Genomic DNA, 23,753 nt, shown 5'->3' with positions numbered 1-23,753 from the left:
CACCGTGCGGATCGTTATTTGCGGGGCAGGGCAGGTCGGATACGGCATAGCCGAGCGCTTGGCCGCCGAGCAGAACGACGTGTCGGTCATCGACACGTCGCCCACTCTGGTGAATGCTTTGCGTGAGCGGATCGACGCGCGCGGCATTGTCGGGCACGGCGCTTACCCGGACGTCTTGGCCGAAGCCGGGGCGGCGGAAGCCGATATGCTGATCGCCGTGACGCTGCATGACGAAGTGAACATGATCGCCTGTCAGGTGGCGCATTCGATCTTCAACGTGCCGCTCAAGATCGCCCGTATCCGATCCCAGCCCTACCTCCAGCCGCATTGGCAGACGCTGTTTGCGACCGACCAGCTGCCGATCGACGTCGTCATCTCACCGGAGATCGAAGTCGCCGAGATGGTGATGCGCCGCATCGCCCTTCCCGGTGCGCTCGATTCCGTACGCTTTGCCAGCGGCACGGTCGCGCTCCTCGCGATCGAATGCCGGGAGGAGTGCCCAATCCTCAACATGCCGCTCGGCCAGCTTTCGGCGCTCTTTCCCGATCTCGGCGCCACCGTGGTCGGCATCTTTCGCGACGGCGACCTCTTCATTCCGAACTCGGCCGACCAGCTGTATGCCAGCGATCTGGCTTATGTCGTGGTCGAACAGGCGAATGTGGCAAGAACACTCGTGTTGTTCGGGCATGAAGAGCCGGAGGCCGGCCGCATCGTCATCGCGGGCGGGGGCAATGTCGGGCTTGCGCTCACGCGCGCCATGGAACGCCAGAAGACGTCCAAACGGCTGCGGGTGATCGAAGCCGACGCCACGCGAGCGCATCGATTGGCCGACGAACTCAAACGCGTTACGGTCCTCCACGGAAGCGCTCTCGATCCAGCCATCCTGCAGGAAGCCGACATTTCCGATGCGGACCTGATGGTGGCTCTGACAAACGACGATCAGGTGAATATCCTGTCGAGCGCGCTTGCCAAGCGTCTCGGTGCCAAGTCCAATCTCGTTCTTCTGAACGGGCGCACCTATCACGAATTGTCCCGAAGCTTTGGCGTGGACGCCGTCATCGACCCGAAATCGGTCACTATCTCCCGCGTTCTCCAGCATGTGCGTCGCGGGCGTATTCGTGCCGTTCATTCGGTTCAGAATGGCGTGGCGGAGGTGATCGAAGTAGAAGCGCTCGATACCTCACCTCTGGTCGGGCGACCGCTCTACGAACTGCAACTTCCCGATGGACTGCGTATCGGCGCGGTGTCGCGCAACGGGATTTTCATCAGACCGAACGCCCAAACGAGAATTCAGGCGAAGGACCATGTCGTCATCTTCGTCAAATCCACCGCCGTTCGACAGGTGGAGCAGTTTTTCCGAGTCAGCCTCGAGTTTTTTTAGTGGGCTATCTCGTTTCCCAGCTGCTTTCCCGACGCGGAGTCCTGTCATGTGCTTGAAACGAATCAGGTGAATGTTCGACAGTGACTGACCGCGTAGCAGCAATCGCGTTCGTCAAACGATAACAAGCACGTTTCGGTGCGCCAAAGCATCGGACAAGCCAAGAAGAGCGATCAACCTCATGGCAGAACGTCTCCCGAACTTGCAGGACCTTTTCCTCAATACGGTTCGCAAACAAAAGATTTCTCTCACCATCTTCCTCGTGAATGGCGTCAAGCTCACGGGTGTCGTGACCTCCTTCGATAATTTCTGCGTGCTTCTCCGGCGGGATGGGCACTCGCAACTCGTCTACAAGCACGCCATATCTACGATCATGCCATCGCAGCCAGTGAACATGAACGATGGCAACGAAGACGGCGGGAAGATCTGATTGACTGAATTCGACAAAGCGGCGGGCGCCAAGGCGCCGATCGAACACAAGCAGGTGGCAACCAGGGCAGGGGTGTTCGTACCCGTGCTCAAGGAGCGGGGCAGGCCTGAGGAAGGCGCCGACATCATTCGCCGGTCGGACGAGGATCGTCTGATCGAAGCGGAAGGTTTGGCGGCTGCCATCGATCTTGAGATCGTCGCGCGCGGGATCATCCCTGTCGCGAAGGCCCAGCCCGCAACCTTGATCGGCTCAGGCAAGGTCGAGGAGTTGAAGGGGCTCGTCGCCGCCGAGGAGATCGGTCTGGTGATCGTCGATCATCCGCTGACCCCGGTTCAGCAGCGCAATCTCGAGAAAGAACTGAATGCCAAGGTTCTCGACCGCACGGGGCTTATCCTCGAGATCTTCGGCCGGCGCGCACGCACGAAGGAAGGCCGGCTTCAGGTCGAACTCGCTCATTTGAATTATCAGCGTGGGCGGCTCGTTCGAAGCTGGACCCACCTTGAGCGTCAGCGAGGCGGTGCCGGCTTTCTCGGTGGACCCGGCGAAACCCAGATCGAGGCCGATCGTCGGCAGCTTCAGGACAAGATCAAGAAGCTCGAGAAGGAATTGGAGCAGGTTCGTAAAACGCGGACCCTGCACCGTGCCAAGCGCAAGAAGACACCGCATCCGGTGATCGCCCTGGTGGGCTACACGAATGCGGGCAAATCGACCTTGTTCAATAAGGTCACGGGTGCGGACGTTCTAGCCAAGGACTTGCTCTTCGCCACATTGGACCCAACGCTTCGTCGCATCACGCTTCCGCATGGAACGGAAGTCATCATGTCCGACACGGTGGGTTTCATTTCCGACCTGCCGACGCATCTCGTGGCGGCCTTTCGAGCGACCTTGGAAGAGGTGATCGAAGCGGACATCATTCTTCATATCCGCGATATGTCCGACCCCGACAGTCTGGCTCAGTCAGGCGACGTCAAGAAAATCCTGAAGGATCTCGATGTCGATACCGACGACCCCGATCACGTGATCGAGGTCTGGAACAAGATCGATCGGCTCGACGAGTCGGCTCGCGTCCACCTGACGCAGACAGCAACGTCGCATTCACAAGGCCCGTCGATCCATATGGTGTCGGCGCTTTCGGGCGAGGGCGTTGAACAGCTCTTGGCGGAGATCGAGCGGCGTATTGCCGGCAAGGCTGAGGTGCTGGAACTCGACGTTCCCTCGGACAGCATGAATGTTCTGCCTTGGGTCTATGAGAACTCCATTGTTCGCGCGCGCGAAGATTTGGAGGACGGCGGCGTTCATCTCGTTCTGGACCTGACGCGGCAAGCCCGTTCCGACCTTCATCGGCTGGGATCGCGCTATCCCAACATTCGGATCGACTGAAGCTATCGCGCTTTCTCAGCGTCGGGATCGAGTTTTGAAAGGTCGATCCCGACGAATCTTCCACTTACGACATGGCTACGAAGAGTGTGCTTCAGCCTTCGCGGCCACCCAATGCGCCTCCAGTTCATTAAGCGACATGTCGCTGAGGCTCATCCCACGACTCGCCGCAGCCCGTTCCATGACTCGAAATCTCGACCGGAACTTCGACACCGTGCCACGCAGAGCTGCGTCGGGATCAATGTCATAGCGTCGGCCCAGATTGACGAGCGTGAACAGGAGATCGCCCAGTTCGTCGCGCTTCTCGTCCAGATTGGCAGCCGCTTCAAACTCAGCCGTCTCCTCGCGGAGCTTCGCGATGATCGGCTCCGGCGTGGTCCAGTCGAACCCGACGGTGGCAGCTTTTTCCTGGATCTTTCTCGCCAAGGTCAGTGATGGCAGTGCGCCGGGGATACTCGATAAAAGACCGGCGCCGATCTCATCGGTTCCCGACCAATCCTGTGATGTGGCTTCAGTGTCGGCCCTGGTGTCGCGACGGCGCATGCGAGCCTCGGCGCGCTCCTGCTTCTCCTCGGCCTTGATCCGCTCCCATTGCCCTTTGGCCGAGCGCGCGTTGCGCGCCGAGGCATCGCCGAAGACGTGAGGATGCCGGCGGATCATCTTGCGGGTGATCCCATCCACCACGTCCTCGTAGGAGAAGAGACCAGCCTCATCAGCCAATTGGCTGTAGTAGATGACCTGAAGCAGGAGGTCGCCCAGTTCTTCCTTCAAATCGTCGGGATCGCGCCGCTCGATCGCATCGACCACCTCGTATGTCTCTTCGATCGTATAAGGAATGATCGAGTCGAAGCTCTGCTCGATGTCCCACGGGCATCCGGTTTCCGGATGCCTCAGAGCCTTCATGATCTCAACGAGACGCATCGTGTCACGTGACGGCTGCATTCCCCAACTCCTTGGCACATTCGGATCGGGTGGTGAACTCCAGCACATCGCAGGTCAAGGGCAGACCTTGCACCGCGGCCGGTCTGACAGCGCATGAGTATGTTCTCATAATATGGATTATGGAACTATTTCAGCCATGTTCGCTGCTTGGACGGATGGGATGCAAGGGCCCATCAATCCAAGGCGAATTCGAGCCGCATCCCGTCGTAAGCCGGCTTCACATGCGACGGCAAGTTGCGCACAAGAGTCTGATAATCGAGCGGCGTATGCATATGGGTCAGCAGCGCCGTATCGACTTCAAGGCGCCGAACCCACTCCAGGGCCTGATCGAGCGATAGATGGCTGGGGTGCCGTTTGTATTGCAACGCGTCGATCACCAGCAGTGTCGAGCCTTCGATCGCATGGCAGGCGCTTGTGGAGAAATGGCTGACATCGCTGCAATAGGATATCGGACCGATCCGAAACCCGAGCGACGTGATCGAACCATGCTCTTGGTCGAACGGCAGAAATTCGATCGAGCCGCCGGGACCGTGCACCGAGAAAGCTTCCAGTGCGGTGATGGTTCGATGCTGGACGATGGGCGGATAAGCGCTCCCGTCCGGGGTCCGGAAGCAATATCCGAAGGCCTCATTCAGTCGGACGAAAGTGGCCTTGTCAGCGTAAAGATCGATTGGGCGACCCGTATCGAGGAAAAAACCTCGTATATCGTCGATGCCATGAAAATGGTCGGCATGAGGATGCGTGACGAGCACCGCGTCGAGGCGTTGGACCTTTTCTCGGAGCATCTGCTCGCGAAAATCCGGGCCGCAATCGATCACCACGACCGTGCGCCCATTGGGAGCGATCCGCTCGATCATGGCTGCGCAACGGGTCCGCCGGTTCCTCGGCTCGCTCGGATCGCACGCCCCCCAATCCCCGGTGATGCGCGGTGTCCCCGGCGAACTGCCGCATCCCAGGATGGTGAGGCGCAGGAGGTCCGACATGAGGCCTCCTAGGACCGGAGGTCCGGCGCGCGGCTGAACAAGCGAAAGAAGTTATCCGTCGTCTGCTTCGCCACGTCGTCCACCGATACGCCTTTCACATCAGCCAGTTTGCGGGCGGTGTGAGCGACATAAGCCGGCTCATTGCGCTGACCGCGGTGCGGCGGGGGCGCGAGATATGGCGCATCCGTCTCGACCAAAAGACGATCCAACGGAACATCTGCCGCAATGGCTCGAATTTCGTCCGACTTGTTGAAAGTCAGGATACCGGAAAACGAGACATATCCTCCGAGGTCCACGCCGACTTCCGCCAAACGGCGCGTGGACGAAAAGCAATGGAGGACGAAGGGAAACGGTCCGATCGCGCTCTGCTGCGAAAGGATCGCTTCCATATCGGCATCGGCGTCTCGCGCGTGGATCACGAGCGGCAAACCAGTCTCGCGTGCGGCTTCGATATGTCGGATGAAAACCCGCTTCTGAACTTCAGGAGGCGCGCGATCGTAGAAATAGTCGAGACCCGCCTCGCCTATGGCCACGATTTTGGGATGCTGACTCAGACGAACAATGTGCTGCGTCGGAACATCGGGCTCGCTCCCCGCATTGAGAGGATGCGTGCCAACGGATGCGAACACGTTGGAATAGCGCTCGGCGATGGCAAGGATTGACGGAAGCTTGGAGATATAAGTCGAGATCGTCACCATCAGCCCAACCCCTTGCGCGCCAGCTCGCGCAACGATGTCATCACGCTCGGGCTCGAACTCGGGGAAATCCAGATGGCAGTGACTATCGACCAGGAAGGGAAGCGACATCAGGCCATGCCCGCTTCCGCGTCGACGAACCGAGGGAAAACGCCGACGGGGGCCGGCAAGGCCAGCCCAGCTTGCAAGGTTGTCCCGTGATCCAGCGCTTCGAAACCACGCTCCTTCGCGTCGACCGCAAGAAGGTCGAGAAGCTTGGAACAGGAGTCCGGCATCACGGGCTGCAGAAGAATGGCGACGCGACGCACCACTTCGGCCGTCACATACAGAACGGTTCCCATGCGGGCGGGATCGGTCTTGCGCAGGACCCACGGCTCTTGCGCGGCGAAATAGCGATTGGTTTCCGAAACGGTCGCGACGATCGTCGCCAGCATCGTATGCAGTTCCTGCCGATCGACCGCCGCGCGACATTGCTGAAGCAGTTGACCGCTTTGATTGAGGATGGCGTGATCGGCTTCCGTGAACGAGCCAGGCTCGGGCACCCTACCCTCGCAATTCTTGGCAATCATCGACAACGAGCGTTGAGCGAGATTTCCGAGATCGTTGGCGAGTTCGGAGTTCATCCGTCCGACAATCGCCTCGTGCGAATAATTGCCGTCCTGGCCGAATGGAACCTCGCGCAGCAGGAAGTAGCGGAACGGGTCCAGGCCATAGACATCGACCAGAGCGATCGGATCGATGACGTTTCCGACCGACTTAGACATTTTCTCCCCGCGATTGAACAGGAAGCCGTGGACGAAAATCCGCTTCGGCAGTTCGATTCCTGCGGACATCAGGAAGGCCGGCCAGTAAACCGCATGGAATCGGACGATATCCTTGCCGATCACATGGAGGTCAGCCGGCCAGAAGCGGCTCCGCTCTCCCTCGTCCGGATAGCCGGTCGCTGTGAGATAGTTGGTGAGCGCATCGACCCACACATACATTACATGCCGCTCGTCGCCCGGCACGGGAATGCCCCAATCGAACGTCGTCCGCGAAATCGAGAGATCGCGCAGGCCTGACTTCACGAAAGAGACGATCTCGTTGCGCCGCTCCACGGGAGCAATGAAATCTGGATGCGCGTCGTAATGCGCCAGCAGACGATCCCCGAAAGAGGACAAGCGGAAGAAATAGCTTTCTTCCTCCACCCATTCGACCGGCGTTCCCTGAGGTCCGATGCGCGTGCCGCTCTCGGTCAGACGCGTTTCGTCTTCGGCGTAATAGGCTTCGTCGCGGACGGAATACCAACCCGCATAGGAACTCTTGTAGATGTCCCCCGCATCGACCATGCGGTTCCAGATCGCCTGACTGGCCTTGCGATGACGCGCTTCCGTCGTGCGAATGAAGTCGTCATTGGAGCTGCCGACACGGCGACCCATCTCCTGAAACTCGCCCGAATTGCGGGTGGCCAGTTCGATCGGTTCGATTCCCAGATTGCGGGCCGTCTGGAGCATCTTGATACCGTGCTCGTCCGTCCCCGTCAGAAACAGGACATCGTAGCCGTCGAGCCGCTTGAACCTGGCGATCGTGTCCGTTGCGATCAGCTCGTAGGCATGTCCGATATGCGGACGTCCGTTCGGGTAAGAGATCGCGGTGGTCAGATAAAAGGTCTCAGCCATATCGATCGTCTTGCCTGCTGGAATCGGTCAAACTCAACGGGCAATAACCCATCCCGCCCCACCTCTCAACAAAACGGTGATGCGTCCTCAGCGGTTCGGCACGCGAACCTCTGCCAATTTCGAAGCGAACGTGATCAAAATTTGCTTGCGATCCAAATTGAAGGCTGCCGCCTCCAGCCAGCGCGCGGACTCGCTCTGCCAAAAGGCAGCCAGAGCCGTGGCCCGTCCGCTGTCGCCGGATTCCTGAGCCTGTCGGGCCTCAGCCGCAACGCGGTCGAACAAGCCGTTCCGCACTAGAGCCCACGCTTCTTCGCGCCCCTTCTGCGTCAGCGCTTCGGCAAGCGACTGAACATGGCGCCAATCGGGGCGAGCCGCCCCGTATAGTCGATCGATCTCGCCCGCGATCTCGAGGCCGCCCGATAAGACTTGATGAAAGGCGGTTCGAAGACTGCCACCGGAAAGCCGTGCGGCGGTTGCCAGAGACGAGGCATCTTCGCCCGTCAGAGTCTCGGAGAGGCCTTGCAGGACCGCATCTTCCGCCAAAGGCGAGAAGCGAAGGGTTCTGGCTCGCGAACGAATGGTCGGCAGAAGTCGCCCCGGCACGTGATTGACGATCAGAAAGATCGACCGCTCCGGTGGTTCTTCCAAGATCTTAAGCAGCGCGTTGGCGGCATTTCGGTTCATGTCGTCCGCCGGGTCGACCAAAGCGATCCGCCAGCTATCGGCCGCCGTGCTGCGAAAAAAATGGTTGAGCCGACGGATCTCATCCACCGTGATTTGGGTGCGAAAGCCGTCGCCTTTGTCGTTCGAGGGTCGGCGAATATGGAGGAAATTGGGATGGCTACCCTGCCCGATCTGCCGCACGATCGGGTGGTTCGGGAGAAACTCGGGTTCACCTTCGAACCGACCCGATAGGACCTCCGGCCCGCCCAACAGGCGGCGGGCGAAGGCGAGAGCCGTGGTCGCTTTTCCCACCCCCTCCGGCCCTTGAAACAGCCAGGCATGATGCATGCGGCCGGATGCCAAGGCGGCTTCCAGTTCCTTCCACTCGGATTGCCGGCCCAGAAGCTTCATACGCTCGGCGGGCGTCGGCACATCGTCGATGTCGTCATGGCCGGGAACCGGAGCAAATGACATCAGACGGGCCCGCCTGCCGTCGAGCCGCGCCGCTTGCGAGCTAGGCGTTCTAAGACGATGGCTCGGATCTCCGCTTCGATCGAGTTCATATCCCGCGTCGCATCGACCACCATGCAGCGATGGGGTTCGCGCGCGGCGATCGCGAGAAACGCGGCGCGCCTTTGCTCGTGGAGTTCGATTCCCTCGCTCTCGAACCGGTCCGCCTTCTCCTGCCCACGCCGCAAGGCAGCGCGTTCCAAGCCTTTCACAGCGGGGATGTCGAGAATCACCGTCATATCAGGGAGAACGCCGTCCAGCGTCGCAGCCTCGATCACGCTGAGCGTCGATGCCTCAAGGCCCGCCTTGCTGCCTTGGTAAACGCGCGTGGAGTCATGAAATCGATCGCACAGCACCACCTCCTGGCGAGACAGAGCGGGCAGGATGACGCCTTCGATATGGTCCCGACGCGCCGCTGCGAAGAGGAGAGCTTCGGTCTCGACACCGAGTTCCTTCACTCTCCCCGACAGAATGATGTCGCGCAAGACATCGGCGGCCGGCGTTCCGCCCGGTTCGCGTGTCTGGCAAACGGACTCGCCTTGCGATCGAAGATAGGCCGCCAAGCGGGAGATCTGGGTCGTCTTGCCACTTCCTTCGCCGCCCTCGAATGTCACGAAGAAACCCGGCTGCCGGCCAATCGCGTTGGAGGCCTCCATCATAGTCTGCGGACCCAACCGAACGCCAGTTCCCTGACGGCGCTGGCAGCCCGCGCGCTGAAGGCGCCCTCTGCAACACCGTCCCCCACAAACACGTCCCGCTCCAGAACTTGCCGCCCCTGAATGGAAATCTTCAGGCTGCCGATCCTGGTTCCTTTCGAAAGCGGTGCCATGAGCGGGGCATCATAGACGATTCGAGCCGTCACCAGATCGGTGCGCTTTCTCGGCACGTAGAGATCTACGCCGCTCTCCAGAACGGCATTCACATACCCAGTCGTTCCGCCGAAGACCTGAGCCTGACCCAACACCTGCCCGGCGGAAAACAATGACCGACGCTCGAAATTCGTCGCCGTCCATTCGAAAAGACGTGCCGCCTCCTTGGTGCGGGCCGCATCACTTTCTAAACCCGACAAGACGACGATCGTTTTGCGACCGTCCTTCTCCGTCGCCGCGACGATGGAATATCCCTCATCTTCGGCAAACCCCGTCGCCAGACCGGTCGCACCCATATTGAGGCGTAGGAGCGGATTTCGGTTGCGCTGAAGGATGCGATTCCATTCGAATTCGGGTTGCGCATAGAGCTTGTAAGGCTCCGGATAGCTGATCTGAATGTTTCGAGCTAAAAGCGCCATGTCGCGGGTCGTCGTCTTTTGCCCCTCCTGCGGCAGACCTGTCGCATTGACGAAGTACGAGTTCGAAAGCCCCAATTCGGCGGCCCGACGGTTCATATGCTGAGCGAAGGCCGCTTCCGAGCCGTCCATTCCCTCTGCCAGGATGATGGCGGCATCGTTCGCGCTTTGGATAACAAGACCTTTGACAAGCGCGTCGACCGGCACGCTCGATCGCACGGCGGCAAACATGGTGGCCGTGCGTGAAGGCGCACCTCCGGTCCGCCAAGCATGATCGCTGACAGGATAAGCGTCAGTGGGATTGATCCGACCGCTCGCGAGCGCTGACAAAGCTACGTCGGCTGTCATGAGCTTGACAAGGGACGCGGGCGCAAACGGCTCATCGGCGTTCTTCTCCAGAAGAATGCCGCCCGTTTCCACATCCATGATCAGCGCGCCACGTGCCACCGTATCCGTAAAGAACGGCGCGTCCTGGGTTTGCGCTTGAGCTGGCGCGCCGAAGAGGCTCAATGCGAGGGATATGCCCATCCAGCGAGTCGGCAGGCATGAGTGAGAGAGGCTCAATGCCGAAACCCGCCTGCGAACGGCCACGAGTTGCCTCATGTACCGAACCAATACCCGGTCGCTACGATCCGATCGGCTGATGTCACTCGTCTCGCAGAGCGAAGGCATCCTCGAAGCCGGCGCTCCACAGGCGGCGAAGACCGATCTCGACATTCTGCCCTTCGGCCATGACCATCGTGAAGGACGATCCTTCGGCGCTTTTCTGTTCGACAATCTCGCCATATCCTGCTGCCGCATTCTCGAGCGTCAAGAGCTGCGAGATATCATCGACGCGGCCGATTTCGATACGGTTAGCAGCCGAGACCTTCGACGTCATATGCGAAATCGCGTCCAATGCCCGTGAGCCCGTAGCGGCGCCGGCGGCGTAGGACAAGGCGATCTTGGGCAGTGTAACACTCGGCGGCGTGCTCGAATCGTATGTATCGATCAGATCCTCGATCGAAGACGGCTTAGGGGTCGAAACCCGCGCGCCAGCCTTAGGCGTGACGCGGACGGCAGGGCGCGCCAAGCTGCGTGTCGACGCGACAAGGGGCGCTTCGGTTTTTTGAGGGCTGAAAGCCGCGGTCAGGAAGGACGGCCAGATCGAGCTTTCGGTTTTCGACGCGACCATCACGCCCGACGAAAGACCTGCGTCCTCGGGCTTGACGGTTCCAGGATGGTAGGACGCCATGAGATAGGGCGTATCGTCACCTTCGAGCGGCGCCCGCCCGACATATTCGACCTTCACATCAGCAACGCCATCATGCTGGAAGCCGAGCAGTTGAGCGGCACGCGACGACACGTCCATTACGCGATCATGGACATAAGGACCGCGATCGTTGACGCGGACCATGACGGACGCCCCCGTCTTTCGGTTCGTGACGCGGGCATAGGACGGCAGCGGGAAGGTCGGATGAGCCGCCGACAAATGATACATGTCGTAGACTTCGCCATTGGCCGTCAGACGGCCATGGAAGTTGGCGCCGTACCAAGACGCCGTTCCCGACTTCGAATAGCCCGGCTCTTCCTTCGGGTAGTACCACTTGCCCTTCACCATGTAGGGCTTGCCCGTCTGGTCGCGCCCACCACCCTTGCGAACGGTTTTCGACCGGGTGACGCGCGGGCTCGCTTTCACGCCGAAGATGCTCGAACTGAAGATCGGCGCGTCGTCCTCGGGCGCCAGTTCCTCCTGCGTGGAATGCGTCGAAGAGGACGTCGACTGGCAGCCGGACAGGCCGAGGCCGAAAATGCAAAGCGTCGATACGAACAAGACCTGTCGGCCGCGTGACGTGGCTTCGGCTTTGACCATCAGATATCGTGTCCCCCGAAAGGATGCGCCGCGCCGCATCCAGTGTCGTCCTTCATTCCCTCGCGCTAAAAACTTACGAAGAATTTAAGAGCAGGATCAAGTTGTCGAAAATACCCAGGCGCGAATCGTAGCGTCTTTCCCCAGGCATGGGCCACTTATCCCCACTCTTTGTGAAGCGCGGAGCTGACGCGAAACCGGATTTTCGATCGCTGAGAGATCAGGCCGCTTTCCGGGCGGCTTCGCCGCGAGACCATCTTGCCGTGGTTTCCGCAGCGAAATCCTGGAAGCGGCCCAGTTCGATCGCCTCACGCATCTCGGCCATAAGACGCTGATAATAGGCAAGATTGTTCCAAGTCAGGAGCATACCCGCCAGAGCTTCGTCAGCTCGCACGAGGTGGTGCAGATAGGCTCGCGAATAGTCTCGCGTGGCCGGGCAATCCGATGTTTCGTCCAACGGCTTTGGGTCTTCGGCATGACGCGCGTTCTTGAGATTGACACGCCCGTCCTTCGTGAAAGCCAGACCATGCCGCCCGGCCCGCGTCGGCATGACGCAGTCGAACATGTCGATGCCACGGGCGACCGATTGGAGAATATCGTCGGGCGTGCCCACGCCCATGAGATAACGAGGCTTCTCCACAGGCAAGGAAGGAAGCGTCTCGTCCAGCGTCTCCAACATCACCGACTGCGGCTCGCCGACCGCCAGCCCACCAACCGCGTAGCCTTTGAGGTTCATGGCCGTAAGCCGTTCGGCCGAGCGGATTCGAAGATCGGGCTGGTCACCGCCCTGCACGATGCCGAACATGGCCTTGCCGGGTTGAGTGCCGAAGGCGATGGCCGAACGCTCCGCCCAGCGCAGCGAGAGCTCCATCGCACGCTCGATCTCGTTGCGATCGGCGGGTAGACGGATGCACTCGTCAAGCTGCATCTGAATGTCGGCGTCGAGAAGCCCCTGGATCTCGATCGACCGCTCGGGGCTAAGCTCGTGGACCGAACCGTCCACATGCGAGCGGAAGGTCACGCCTTGCTCACTCATCTTTCGAAGGCTAGCCAGCGACATGATCTGGAAGCCGCCGGAGTCGGTCAGGATCGGATAGGGCCAGCGCGCGAATTCATGCAGGCCACCCAGCCGAGCCACGCGCTCCGCACCCGGTCTCAGCATGAGATGATAGGTATTGCCGAGGATGATGTCCGAGCCGAGTTCCCGGACCTGATCGAGATACATCGCCTTTACGGTCGCAGCGGTGCCGACGGGCATGAAGGCCGGCGTCCGAATCGTGCCACGCGGCATGCTGATCTCGCCGCGACGCGCCTTGCCGTCCTTGGCGAGAAGACGGAAACCAAATTCAGTGACGGTCATGAGGTGGCCTCGGAACGCTCCAGAAGGCAGGCGTCCCCATAGGAATAGAAGCGGTAGCCCGTCTCGATCGCGTGGCGGTAGGCATCGCGCATGCGATCCAAACCACTGAAAGCGGACACGAGCATGAAAAGCGTCGATCGCGGGAGGTGGAAATTCGTCAGAAGCGCATCAACGGCGCGAAACGCATAGCCTGGCGTAATGAAGATATCTGTCGTCGCGTGGAAGGGCGCGATGACGCCGCCTTGGGCCGCGCTCTCCAGAACGCGAAGGGAAGTCGTACCGACAGCCACAACCCGTCGACCTTCCGCTTTGGCACGGGCCAGCCGTTCGGCGGTGGCGATGTCGATCGAACCGAATTCATGGTGCATCCGATGCGCCGACGTATCATCGGCCTTCACCGGGAGAAACGTCCCTGCCCCGACATGAAGCGTCACATACTCGAACTCAACGCCTGCCGCCCGTAGCGCTTCCATAAGTTGAGGCGTGAAATGCAAGCCGGCTGTCGGCGCAGCCACCGCCCCATCATGGCGAGCATAGATGGTTTGATAGTCCGTACGGTCCTGCTCGTCCTCGCCCCGCTTGGATGCGATATAGGGCGGCAGCGGAAGGTGACCGATCTCGGCGATGGCCGCATCGAGATCTGGACCCGATCGATCGAACGCAAGGGTAACTTCGCCGCCCTCGCCTCGCTCTTCGACCATTCCCGACAGGATCACCTGCCCAACGCCCTGAAAGCGGATGACATCCCTCACGGCCACGCGCTTGGCAGGACGCACGAATGCCTTCCAGCGCCCGCCATCGAGACGAAGATGAAGGGTGGCCTCGATCTCGGCGACACCCTGTCCCTCGGGCAGTCCGTCCCGGCGACGAAGGCCGTTGAGGCGGGCGGGAATGACCTTGGTGTCGTTGAACACCAGAACGTCGCCTGCCCGAAGCAGACCGGGCAGATCACCGACCCGCTTATCGCTCAGCGGACCCTGTTCGGGAACAAGGAGGAGGCGCGCCGATTCGCGCGGAAGAGCGGGTCGCAGGGCGATCCGCTCTTCCGGGAGGTCGAAATCGAATAGATCGACCCGCATTCGAACCGAACCTTACAGGTCGGCCGCAACGCGCATGGTCGTGATCGAATCGGGATCACGAACCGGCTCGCCACGCTTGATCTGGTCGACCGTTTCCATGCCCTCGATCACTTCACCCCAGACCGAATACTGACGATCCAGCCAAGGCGCGCGCTCGAAGCAGATGAAGAACTGCGAGTTGGCCGAGTTCGGGTTGGCCGTACGCGCAGCCGAAACCGTTCCGCGCTTGTGCGGCTCGGCCGAGAATTCCGCCTTGAGGTCCGGCTTGGACGAGCCGCCCGTGCCGGTGCCCGTGGGATCGCCCGTCTGAGCCATGAATCCGTCGATCACGCGGTGGAAGACCACACCGTCGTAAAACTTCTCGCGCGCGAGTTCCTTCACGCGTGCGACGTGCCCTGGCGCCAGATCAGGCCGGAGCTTGATCACGACGCGGCCTTTCGTTGTTTCGAGGACGAGGGTGTCTTCCGGGTTTTCGAAGGTCATGCCTTCCTCCTGGTCAAACGAAGAATGGCCTGGACCTGCCAGGCCATTTCAATACGCTTCCTTGGCCGATCCCCTGCGCGCTGGCAAGGGGACGGAACGATCACTGAGCCGCGACGACCTTCACGGTTTCCATCTTGTCCGGGTTCGAGACCTGGCCGTTGCGAGCCTCGTCGCCCTTCTTGATCTTGTCGACGACGTCCATGCCCTTCGTCACCTCGCCGACAACGGTGTATTGGCCGTTCAAGAAGTCGCCGTCGCCCAGCATGATGAAGAATTGCGAGTTCGCGCTATTCGGGTTCTGAGCCCGCGCCATCCCGACCGTACCGCGCTTGAAGGGCTCCTTCGAGAACTCCGCCTTCAAATCCGGAAGCTTGGAGCCGCCCATGCCGGTGCCCGTCGGGTCGCCGGTCTGGGCCATGAAGCCGTCGATCACACGGTGGAAGACCACGCCATTATAGAAGCCCTGGTTGGCCAAGGTCTTGATCTGCTCGACATGCTTGGGAGCCAGATCGGGGCGGAGCTTGATGTCGATTTCACCCTTGTCCGTGGTGATGACCATCGTCTCGGCGCCCTGCGCGAGACTGGGCAGGGCCGACGAGGCCAACATCATCGCGGCCAGACCGATCGAGGCAAACAACTTCATACCAAACTCCATGTCGGCATCAGTGCCGAACGAATTTCTCACGTAAAGCCTCGGCGACGACAGGCGGAACGAAAGCCGAAACATCGCCTCCAAGACTTGCGATCTGACGAACCAATGTGGCCGTTATGGGCCGCGTTTCGATCGATGCGGGCAGGAAGAGGGTGCCGACATCCGGCGCAAGTCGGGCGTTCATTCCGGCAAGCTGCATCTCGTAGTCGAGGTCACCGCCATCGCGAATGCCCCGAAGGAGCGCGGTGGCACCATGGCGATGTGCCTCGTCCACCGTCAGACCCTGAAAAAAGCTGACGACGATCTCTGCATCCAGACGCTCGGCTTCTAAGGCTCGGCGAACCAGCGCCGCCCGCTCGTCGGCCGAAAACAAAGGCGCCTTTCCCGGATGAATTCCGATCGAGACGACGATCCGATCGAACAGGCGTGACGCCTGTGTCAGCACATCCAGATGACCGTTGGTCAACGGATCGAACGATCCCGCGAACAAAGCAATCCGGCGCATTCGCCCTCCGCTAACCATTTCATCAAACTCCCTGCGGCGAATTCCCGATCGGCAATCTCGTTTCGCACTTCCCCAACCATTGCGACCACAGGATGAGGACAGCACCGCTCTTGAAGGGGAACAGTGAGACATAAAAGCTCACCACCCCTTGGGAACGAATAAACAAATCCTTACGTTCCTGCAGTGAATTCGGAGATTTGAAGATGCTGGTTCTCGCACTCTCTTTCGCGATGATTGCTTCCCTGGTCACCGCAACAGCAGTGGCTGTTCATAACGAGGCCGACAAGTCGCGGGTAAAAGTGGCCGCGCGGTCGCGTCGCATTCTGCGTTGATCTCGCGGTAGGAAAGAAAACGGCGCTTACGCGCCGCCTTCCTCTGGATCGGTGGTATCGGCCGCGCCTTCGTCGACTTCGGGTGAGGTGATGTCCTCGTCCCCGCCTTGATCCGGAATACGCTCGACCGAGACAACACGCTCGTTCTCAGCCGTATTGAAGATGGTCACGCCTTTGGTGGCGCGACCAGCCACACGAATCCCCTCGACGGGAACACGGATCATTTGACCGCGATCCGAAATCAGCAAGATCTGATCTCCTGTTTCGACCGGGAAGGCTGCGACGAGATGGCCGATGTCGCTGAGACGCGAAACGTCCGTTGCGCGAATCCCTTTACCTCCACGACCGCTCGTTCTGAACTCATAGGATGACGAGCGCTTGCCGAAGCCGAATTCGCTGAGCGTCAACACGAATTCCTCGGATGCACTGAGGAAAGCGTACCTTTCGGACGACAGGGACACCTCCTCGACTGCCTCCTCGTCCACCACGCCGTCGCTGGAAACGATCTCGCCTTCCACGGCGCGGCGCATGCGCAAATAGGCTGCCCGTTCCGCCGCGGTCGCGTCGACATGGCGCAAAATGGCCATGGAGATCAGACGATCGCCCTCAGCCAGATTCATGCCCCGCACGCCGATCGAGTTTCGACCCGCGAACACACGCACTTCCGGCACCGAAAAGCGAATACACTGACCGCTGGCGGCCGTCAGAAGAACGTCATCACTCTCGGAGCAGGTCGCGACAGCGAGGATTTCATCCTCCGCCTCTTCCAGCTTCATCGCGATCTTGCCGTTGCGGTTGACTTGGAGGAAGTCGGCGAGCTTGTTTCGCCGAACTGTTCCCTTCGTCGTCGCGAACATGACGTTCAGTTCCGCCGCCGTGTGCTCGTCATTGGGCAGGGGCAGAATCGACGTGATGCGTTCGCCCTTCTCGAGCGGAAGCATGTTGACGAGAGCCTTGCCGCGGGACTGCGGCGTGGCCAGAGGCAACCGCCAGACTTTCTCTTTGTAGACGATGCCACGCGACGAGAAAAACAGAACTGGCGTGTGCGTGTTGGCTACGAAGATTCGGGTCACCGAGTCTTCGTCACCCTTCAGCGCCATACCCGAGCGTCCTTTTCCGCCCCGCCTTTGCGCGCGATACGTCACGAGCGGAACACGCTTGATGTAGCCACCATGACTGACGGTGACCACCATATCCTCGCGCGGAATCAGGTCCTCATCTTCGAGGTCGCCCGCCCCCTCCAGCAATTCGGTGCGCCGAGGCGTCGCGAACTCGGCGCGAACCGCCGCGAGTTCTTCCTTGATGATCTCGCGCACTCGAACACGGGACGACAGAATTTCGAGATATTCACGGATTTCGCTGCCGATCTGATTCAGCTCGTCCGCGATCTCGTCCCGGCCGAGCGCGGTCAGGCGCTGCAGGCGAAGATCGAGAATGGCCCGGGCCTGCGTTTCCGACAGGCGATAGGTGCCGGCGTCGCTGATACGGTGGCGCGGATCATCGATCAGGCGAATGAGCGGCGCGACGTCCTTCGCCTCCCACTCGCGGGTCATCAACTGCTCACGCGCCGTCGCAGGGTCGGGTGCATGGCGAATCAGCTTGATGATTTCATCGATATTGGCGACCGCAATCGCCAAGCCGACCAAGACATGCGCGCGCTCGCGCGCCTTGCGCAGGAGGTATTTCGTGCGCCGCTGGATAACCTCTTCGCGGAACGCGACGAAGGCCGACAGCATATCCAGAAGGTTGAGCTGCTCCGGCTTACCGCCGTTCAAGGCCACCATATTGGCGCCGAACGTGGTCTGAAGCGGCGTAAAGCGATAGAGCTGATTCAGAACGACATCCGAGGACGCGTCCCGCTTCAGTTCCACAACGACCCGATAGCCCTCTCGGTCGCTTTCGTCGCGGATGTCCGAAACGCCCTCGATTCGCTTGTCGCGAACCAGATCGGCCATCTTCTCGATCATCGTCGCCTTGTTCACCTGATACGGGATCTCGGTGATGACGATGGACTCGCGGTCGCCGCGCATCGGCTCCACATGCACCTTGCCGCGCATCAGGATCGAACCGCGACCGGTTGAGTAGGCCGAGAGAATGCCCGCCCGCCCGATCACGAGCGCCCCGGTCGGGAAATCGGGGCCGGGAATGAATTCCATCAACTCGTGGAGTTGAAGCGCCGGGTTCTCGATCAGCGCCACGCAGCCGTCGATCAGTTCGCCCAGATTGTGCGGCGGAATGTTGGTGGCCATGCCGACCGCGATGCCGCCCGAACCGTTCAGCAGAAGATTGGGAACACGAGCCGGAAGCACGACCGGCTCCATCTCGCGGCCATCGTAGTTTTCCTGGAAATCGACGGTTTCCTTGTCGATATCTTCCAGTATCGCGTCCGAAACGCGCTCCAGGCGGCATTCCGTATAGCGCATCGCCGCGGGCGGATCGCCGTCGATCGAGCCAAAATTGCCCTGCCCGTCGATCAAGGGCGCGCGCAGAGAGAAGTCCTGCGCCATCCGCACCAATGCGTCGTAGATCGACGCATCGCCATGCGGGTGGAACTTACCCATCACCTCGCCGACGACGCCGGCGGACTTGCGATAAGACTTGTTGTGAACAAGCCCCATCTCGTGCATCGCAAAGAGAACGCGGCGGTGGACAGGTTTCAACCCATCTCGAACGTCCGGGAGCGCGCGGCTCACGATCACGCTCATGGCGTAATCGAGATAAGATCGCTGCATTTCCTCGACGATGGAAACAGGCTCGATGCCGTTCGGCCGCTCTGGCGGCTGCTCTTGCATGCTATCGGACAAGGACACTATCCCAAACTCTATCTACAAGACTTATAGCGCGAGGCCGCCCGAATTGGCAAATTCGCCCTTTTGATTTTTCTATTAGGATACAGAGGCTTAGCTCGCGCGTCAGACAAAGCTTTTTGGCCTTGTCTGAAAACCGGCCTGCACAGGCGCGTCGAAGCGCACTTGAGTGCATGCGATCCCTTTTGGCTTGCCACTTGGAGAAGCCAATGAATGCCCCTCCGATCGCCCGATCGGACGACGTCAGGTTGCTTCGGATCGCGATCTGCTTTTACGACGGTAGCCCAAGACCGCAGGAAGACATTATGCTGGAAACGCTTCTAAATGGCTTCGCGACCCTGTTCGTGATCATCGACCCGCTGGGTCTGGCGCCGCTCTTCCTTGGGTTGACGCCGGGCCTTTCGATGGCGGACCGTCGGCGGTTGGCGCTGCGCGCCTGCCTGATCGCTTTCGCCATTCTAGCGATCTTCGCCTTTGCCGGCGTGACCGTCCTGCAAACCCTGGGCGTTTCGCTCGGCGCTTTTCGCGTCGCGGGCGGGCTCTTCCTGTTCTGGATCGCGTTCGAACTCGTTTTCGAGAAGCGCAAGACACGAAAGGAAAAGGACGCCGAAGCGGCCATGACCGAGCATGAAGTCTTCGAGATCGCGGCTGTCCCCCTCGCCATCCCCTTGATGGCCGGGCCTGGCGCAATCTCTGCCGTCATTCTTCTATCGGGCGCTCTACCGGGGCCGACCGGCCAGATCAGCCTTCTTCTGGTGATCGCGACGGTCATCGCGGCAACTTACGCCACCTTGTCCGTCGCCAATCGTCTCGATCGCTTCATGGGTCAGACTGGGCGCGCCGTCGTTACGCGGCTTTTAGGCGTTCTTCTGGCGGCCCTAGCCGTTCAGTTCGTTGCCGATGGAATCGTTTCGCTCGTTCGAGGAAGCGGTCTCATTGGTTGAAGTCCGTCCTGTCGAAGCGGTTAGGCTTCGACAGGAAATGGGTGAAGTCCGAAGAGAATCAAAACGGGATTTCATCGTCCATATCGTTCGACGGACGCCCGCCGCCGCCGCCAAAGCCACCGCTTGAACCGCCGGAACTGCCGCCTCGACCACCACCGCCGCCGGACCGGCCGCCCGAACCACGATCATACCCCCCACTGGAGCCGCCGCGCTCATATCCGCCACCGCCGCCGCCCTCGAAGGAGCCGCCACCGCCGCCCTCGCCACGTCCGTCAAGCATCTGCAATTCACCGCGGAATCGCTGCAGCACGATTTCCGTTGTATAGCGCTTCTGCCCGGACTGTTGATCGTCCCAGGCGCGGGTCTGCAACTGCCCCTCGATATAGACCTTCGCACCCTTCTTCAGATACTGCTCGGCAACCTTGACCAGGCCATCGTTGAAGATGACGACGCTGTGCCACTCGGTCCGCTCCTTGCGCTCGCCACTGGCCTTGTCGCGCCATGTTTCTGAGGTCGCGATGCGAAGGTTCGCAACGGCATCGCCGGAGTTCAGCCGCCGGATTTCCGGGTCTGCGCCCAGATTTCCGACGAGGATGACCTTGTTGACGCTGCCCGCCATTCTTCTTCTCCGTTACGATGCACGTTTATTCTACCCTTAGAGCCTGGGGTCGATCGCGGCTACCACGCTACCATTCGATCCCCAACTCATATGGCCGATCATCCATCCCGCGCGAATGCGATTGCAGGACACGACGATCTTATCTAGAACAAATTGCGAACATGCGCCATGACTTGCAAGGCCATGGCAATGGACTTTGATTTCGATCCACCCATGCCGATATGGGCGGAAGGCTTGAACGGAAAGCCGGCGCTCGCATACGCGAACCAAACCGGCCGGTTTTTCATTCAGGCTCTTGAAATTCGAGAGAGTGCAGCGACCGTCATGAAGAACGTTATTTCCATTCGCGGTGCGCGCGAGCACAATCTCAAGAATGTCGATCTCGACATTCCCCGTGACAAGCTCATCGTCATGACCGGCCTGTCCGGTTCGGGCAAATCCTCGCTCGCCTTCGATACGATCTATGCCGAAGGTCAGCGGCGCTATGTCGAAAGCCTGTCGGCTTATGCGCGCCAGTTCCTCGAAATGATGCAGAAGCCCGATGTCGATCAGATCGACGGGTTGTCTCCGGCCATTTCCATCGAGCAAAAGACCACGTCGAAGAACCCGCGCTCGACCGTCGGCACGGTCACCGAAATCTACGACTATCTGCGCCTCTTGTTCGCGCGCATCGGCGTTCCCTATTCGCCCGCGACCGGCCTACCCATCGAAAGCCAAACCGTCAGCCAGATGGTCGATCGCATCATGGTTTTGGAGGAAGGCACCCGCCTCTATCTCCTGGCGCCGATGGTTCGAGGGCGGAAAGGCGAGTTCAAGAAGGAGCTGGCAGAACTTCAGAAGAAGGGATTTCAGCGCGTCCGCATTGACGGCGAGTTTCACGATATTGCCGACGCGCCTTCGCTCGATAAGAAGTTCAAGCACGACATCGATGTGGTCGTGGATCGCATCGTCGTGCGAGGCGACATCAAGGCGCGCCTTGCGGATTCGCTAGAAACCGCGCTGTCTTTGGCCGAAGGTTTGGCCGTCGCGGAGTTTGCCGATGGCGTCGACGAGAACGGCAAGCCGCGTCAGCTCCTGTTTTCCGAGAAGTTCGCCTGCCCCGTCTCCGGCTTCACCATTCCTGAAATCGAGCCTCGCCTCTTTTCTTTCAATAATCCGTTCGGCGCGTGCCCACGCTGCGACGGCTTGGGCGCACAACAGCAGATTGATCCCAAGCTGATCGTTCCCGACGAGACGCGCACCCTGAAGAACGGTGCCATCTCGCCTTGGGCGAAATCCACGTCACCCTATTATGGCCAGACATTGGAGGCGCTCGGCAGCGAGTACGGCTTCAAGCAGACGGACCGCTGGTCCGCACTGTCGCCCGAGGCGCGCAAAGCCATTCTATACGGCACCGGCACGCGGAAGATCGAATTTCTTTATAATGATGGGCTGCGGTCCTATTCGACGACCAAGACCTTCGAAGGGATCATTCCCAATCTCGAACGGCGCTGGAAAGAAACAGACTCCGCCTGGTCGCGGGAAGAGATCGAACGCTTCATGTCCGCAACGCCCTGCCCGGCTTGCGGCGGCGCGCGCCTGAAGCCCGAGGCTCTCGCGGTCAAGATTCATGGTCAGCACATCGCCGAGGTCACGGACCTTTCCATTCGGCTGGCGCGCGACTGGTTCGAAGAACTACCGCAGCATCTGACGCAGAAGCAGAACGAAATCGCGGTTCGCATTCTCAAGGAGATTCGCGAGCGCCTGCGCTTTCTCAACGATGTCGGGCTCGAATATCTCACCCTGTCTCGCTCGTCCGGCACGCTCTCGGGGGGCGAATCGCAGCGCATCCGCTTGGCGTCGCAGATCGGCTCCGGGTTGACGGGCGTGCTTTATGTCTTGGACGAGCCTTCCATCGGCCTTCATCAGCGAGACAATGAGCGGCTACTCGGCACGCTCAAGCATCTTCGCGACATCGGCAACACAGTGATCGTCGTCGAGCATGACGAGGACGCGATCCGGCTGGCCGACTACGTCGTGGATATCGGTCCGGCGGCCGGCGTGCATGGCGGACAGGTCATCGCCTCGGGCACCCCCGAAGAGGTCATGGCCAACCCGGCTTCTCTGACAGGCCAATATCTGTCGGGCGAGCGCGGTGTCCCCGTTCCTGCGAAGCGTCGTAAACCCCAAAAGGGGAAAGCGCTGAAAGTGGTGGGCGCGCGCGGCAACAATCTCAAGAACGTCACCGCAGAAGTCCCGATGGGCGTGATGACCTGTGTCACCGGCGTGTCGGGCGGCGGAAAGTCGACATTCCTGATCGAAACGCTCTTCAAAGCGGCGGCACGGCGGATTGCCGGCGCTCGGGAGGTTCCCGCCGACCATGATCGAATCGACGGGCTGGAGCTTCTCGACAAGGTCATCGACATCGACCAATCACCGATCGGTCGCACGCCGCGTTCCAATCCGGCGACCTATACCGGGGCCTTTACACCGATCCGCGATTGGTTTGCCGGCTTACCGGAAGCGAAGGCGCGGGGTTACCAGCCCGGACGCTTTTCCTTCAACGTCAAGGGTGGGCGCTGTGAGGCCTGCCAAGGCGATGGCGTCATCAAGATCGAGATGCACTTCCTGCCCGATGTCTATGTGACCTGCGACGTTTGCCACGGCAAACGCTACAACCGCGAAACGTTGGACGTGACGTTCAAGGGAAAGTCGATCGCCGACGTTCTCGACATGACGGTGGAGGAAGGCGTCGAGTTCTTTTCAGCCGTACCGGCGGTTCGCGACAAGCTGGCTACGCTGAAGGAAGTCGGCCTTTCCTATATTAAGGTCGGGCAGCAGGCGACGACCTTGTCCGGCGGCGAAGCGCAGCGCGTCAAGCTTGCCAAGGAGCTCTCGCGCAAGGCCACCGGGCGCACGCTTTATATCTTGGACGAGCCGACCACCGGCCTGCATTTCCACGATGTCGCCAAGCTGCTGGAAGTTCTCCACGAACTGGTGGATCAGGGAAACACGGTCGTGATCATCGAACATAATCTCGAGGTCATCAAAACCGCCGATTGGGTGATCGACATCGGCCCGGAAGGCGGCAGCGGTGGCGGCGAGATCGTCGCCACCGGCACGCCGGAAGACATCGTGAAAGTCGATCGCTCTTGGACAGGCCGCTTTCTCAAGGAGCTTTTGGATCGAAAGCCGACGATCAAGGCCGAAGCGGCGGAGTAGA

At 60.4% G+C, this 23,753-nt stretch carries 21 protein-coding genes; 6 read left to right on the top strand and 15 right to left on the bottom strand.

The genetic code is table 11. From position 1 onward, the window contains the following. Positions 1 to 4 precede the first annotated feature (4 nt). The 3 genes from trkA (at position 5) to hflX (ending at position 3,188) form a co-directional block, all read left to right on the top strand. Positions 5 to 1,381 carry a Trk system potassium transporter TrkA gene (trkA, locus tag NS365_RS00675; RefSeq protein ID WP_058598345.1) on the top strand — a complete coding sequence of 459 codons (1,377 nt, stop codon included), beginning with the start codon at positions 5 to 7 and terminating at the stop codon, positions 1,379 to 1,381. Positions 1,382 to 1,559: 178 nt separating this feature from the next. After that, the gene (hfq, locus tag NS365_RS00670; RefSeq protein ID WP_058598344.1) at positions 1,560 to 1,808 is read left to right on the top strand and encodes an RNA chaperone Hfq; all 249 of its coding nucleotides are present in this window, start codon (positions 1,560 to 1,562) and stop codon (positions 1,806 to 1,808) included. A gap of 54 nt (positions 1,809 to 1,862) precedes the next feature. Further along, entirely contained in the window at positions 1,863 to 3,188 is a 1,326-nt protein-coding gene (hflX, locus tag NS365_RS00665; protein WP_058598459.1) for a GTPase HflX, read from the top strand. Positions 3,189 to 3,263: 75 nt separating this feature from the next. On the opposite strand, the gene mazG is transcribed toward hflX, so the two are convergent. The 13 genes from mazG to coaD form a co-directional block, all read right to left on the bottom strand. Continuing rightward, complete coding sequence (mazG, locus tag NS365_RS00660; RefSeq protein ID WP_058598343.1) at positions 3,264 to 4,127, bottom strand: nucleoside triphosphate pyrophosphohydrolase; 864 nt, start codon at positions 4,125 to 4,127, stop codon at positions 3,264 to 3,266. A gap of 173 nt (positions 4,128 to 4,300) precedes the next feature. Continuing rightward, complete coding sequence (locus tag NS365_RS00655) at positions 4,301 to 5,110, bottom strand: MBL fold metallo-hydrolase (RefSeq protein WP_058598342.1); 810 nt, start codon at positions 5,108 to 5,110, stop codon at positions 4,301 to 4,303. A gap of 8 nt (positions 5,111 to 5,118) precedes the next feature. Next, positions 5,119 to 5,916: a TatD family hydrolase gene (locus NS365_RS00650; RefSeq protein ID WP_058598341.1), complete on the bottom strand. Its 798-nt coding sequence runs from the start codon at positions 5,914 to 5,916 to the stop codon at positions 5,119 to 5,121. Then, positions 5,916 to 7,463 (bottom strand): methionine--tRNA ligase, encoded by a 1,548-nt coding sequence (gene metG, locus NS365_RS00645; protein WP_058598340.1) that lies wholly within the window; start codon positions 7,461 to 7,463, stop codon positions 5,916 to 5,918. Before metG ends, NS365_RS00650 begins: the two co-directional genes overlap by 1 nt. An 87-nt stretch (positions 7,464 to 7,550) precedes the next feature. Then, positions 7,551 to 8,600, bottom strand: coding sequence for a DNA polymerase III subunit delta' (locus NS365_RS00640; RefSeq protein WP_058598339.1), 1,050 nt, complete (start codon positions 8,598 to 8,600; stop codon positions 7,551 to 7,553). Beyond that, entirely contained in the window at positions 8,600 to 9,295 is a 696-nt protein-coding gene (gene tmk, locus NS365_RS00635) for a dTMP kinase (protein WP_058598338.1), read from the bottom strand. Before tmk ends, NS365_RS00640 begins: the two co-directional genes overlap by 1 nt. Next, the gene (locus NS365_RS00630; protein ID WP_058598458.1) at positions 9,292 to 10,449 is read right to left on the bottom strand and encodes a D-alanyl-D-alanine carboxypeptidase family protein; all 1,158 of its coding nucleotides are present in this window, start codon (positions 10,447 to 10,449) and stop codon (positions 9,292 to 9,294) included. Before NS365_RS00630 ends, tmk begins: the two co-directional genes overlap by 4 nt. Before the next feature lie 118 nt (positions 10,450 to 10,567). Continuing rightward, positions 10,568 to 11,773: a septal ring lytic transglycosylase RlpA family protein gene (locus tag NS365_RS25180; RefSeq protein WP_058598337.1), complete on the bottom strand. Its 1,206-nt coding sequence runs from the start codon at positions 11,771 to 11,773 to the stop codon at positions 10,568 to 10,570. A 217-nt stretch (positions 11,774 to 11,990) separates the two neighbouring features. Continuing rightward, positions 11,991 to 13,130 (bottom strand): tRNA guanosine(34) transglycosylase Tgt, encoded by a 1,140-nt coding sequence (gene tgt / locus NS365_RS00620; RefSeq protein ID WP_058598336.1) that lies wholly within the window; start codon positions 13,128 to 13,130, stop codon positions 11,991 to 11,993. Further along, the gene (gene queA / locus NS365_RS00615) at positions 13,127 to 14,209 is read right to left on the bottom strand and encodes a tRNA preQ1(34) S-adenosylmethionine ribosyltransferase-isomerase QueA (RefSeq protein WP_058598335.1); all 1,083 of its coding nucleotides are present in this window, start codon (positions 14,207 to 14,209) and stop codon (positions 13,127 to 13,129) included. Before queA ends, tgt begins: the two co-directional genes overlap by 4 nt. Before the next feature lie 12 nt (positions 14,210 to 14,221). Next, entirely contained in the window at positions 14,222 to 14,692 is a 471-nt protein-coding gene (locus NS365_RS00610; protein WP_058598334.1) for a peptidylprolyl isomerase, read from the bottom strand. Positions 14,693 to 14,792: 100 nt separating this feature from the next. Beyond that, positions 14,793 to 15,335, bottom strand: coding sequence for a peptidylprolyl isomerase (locus NS365_RS00605; protein ID WP_058598333.1), 543 nt, complete (start codon positions 15,333 to 15,335; stop codon positions 14,793 to 14,795). A gap of 19 nt (positions 15,336 to 15,354) precedes the next feature. Next, on the bottom strand, positions 15,355 to 15,849 hold the full coding sequence (coaD, locus tag NS365_RS00600) for a pantetheine-phosphate adenylyltransferase (RefSeq protein ID WP_058598332.1): 495 nt from the start codon (positions 15,847 to 15,849) through the stop codon (positions 15,355 to 15,357). Between the two features lie 203 nt (positions 15,850 to 16,052). On the opposite strand from coaD, the gene NS365_RS25175 reads away from it, so the two are divergent. Further along, entirely contained in the window at positions 16,053 to 16,181 is a 129-nt protein-coding gene (locus NS365_RS25175) for a hypothetical protein (RefSeq protein WP_275477498.1), read from the top strand. 26 nt (positions 16,182 to 16,207) lie between these two features. On the opposite strand, the gene gyrA is transcribed toward NS365_RS25175, so the two are convergent. Continuing rightward, a complete protein-coding gene (gene gyrA / locus NS365_RS00595) occupies positions 16,208 to 18,973 on the bottom strand; it encodes a DNA gyrase subunit A (protein WP_058598331.1) in 2,766 nt (921 codons plus the stop codon). A 320-nt stretch (positions 18,974 to 19,293) separates the two neighbouring features. On the opposite strand from gyrA, the gene NS365_RS00590 reads away from it, so the two are divergent. Continuing rightward, on the top strand, positions 19,294 to 19,932 hold the full coding sequence (locus tag NS365_RS00590) for a MarC family protein (RefSeq protein WP_058598330.1): 639 nt from the start codon (positions 19,294 to 19,296) through the stop codon (positions 19,930 to 19,932). 58 nt (positions 19,933 to 19,990) lie between these two features. On the opposite strand, the gene ssb is transcribed toward NS365_RS00590, so the two are convergent. Further along, a complete protein-coding gene (gene ssb / locus NS365_RS00585; RefSeq protein WP_058598329.1) occupies positions 19,991 to 20,551 on the bottom strand; it encodes a single-stranded DNA-binding protein in 561 nt (186 codons plus the stop codon). A gap of 324 nt (positions 20,552 to 20,875) precedes the next feature. On the opposite strand from ssb, the gene uvrA reads away from it, so the two are divergent. Next, positions 20,876 to 23,752: an excinuclease ABC subunit UvrA gene (uvrA, locus tag NS365_RS00580; protein WP_058598457.1), complete on the top strand. Its 2,877-nt coding sequence runs from the start codon at positions 20,876 to 20,878 to the stop codon at positions 23,750 to 23,752. Position 23,753: the final 1 nt, after the last annotated feature.

The sequence above is a fragment of the Aureimonas ureilytica genome (genome assembly GCF_001475935.1).
In the GTDB taxonomy this organism is placed as follows: Bacteria; Pseudomonadota; Alphaproteobacteria; order Rhizobiales; family Rhizobiaceae; genus Aureimonas; species Aureimonas ureilytica_A.
Note: the sequence above shows the minus strand (reverse complement) of the source record. Positions and strands in the feature narration are given on the sequence as shown.